This window comes from Mycobacterium sp. NGS26 (assembly GCF_059813025.1).
In genome coordinates this window covers 1-533 of record NZ_JCALDU010000029.1, presented here as the reverse complement: position 1 = coordinate 533, position 533 = coordinate 1, and the positions used below count along the sequence as shown (strand labels likewise).

Here is a 533-nt window from a genome sequence, read left to right as displayed (position 1 = left end):
GCCCGATACCGATCGGCACCGCTGTAATCGGGGGCCGGCAACGCCCGCACATCCACCTTGCCGTTAACCGTCAACGGCACCGCCGCGATCACCACCACCGCCGCGGGCACCATATAACCCGGCAACCGCTCACCCAGCTGCGCGCGCAGTATGTCCGGATCCGCGCTACCCGTGACATAGCCGACCAGCCGCCTATCCCCCGGACGGTCCTCACGAGCGATCACCACCGCCTGGCTAACCCCCTCCAATTCGGCTAGCGCAGCCCGGATTTCGCCCAACTCGATGCGATACCCCCGAACCTTGACCTGCTCATCAACCCGACCCACATACACCAACTGCCCATCAGAGCGCCAACACACCAAATCCCCGGTCCGATACATCCGCGCCCCCAACCCCCCAAACGGGCACGCCACAAACCGCGACCCCGTCAACGCGGGCCGACCCCAATACCCCACCCCCACACCACGACCAGCCACATACAACTCCCCCACCACCCCCACCGGCACCGCACGCAACCACCCATCCAGCACAAA

At 65.9% G+C, this 533-nt stretch carries 1 protein-coding gene; it reads right to left on the bottom strand.

The features are described 5' to 3' along the window. Positions 1-533: AMP-binding enzyme (locus AC5Y6X_RS24400; RefSeq protein WP_499989713.1), on the bottom strand; the 533-nt coding region annotated here is incomplete at both ends.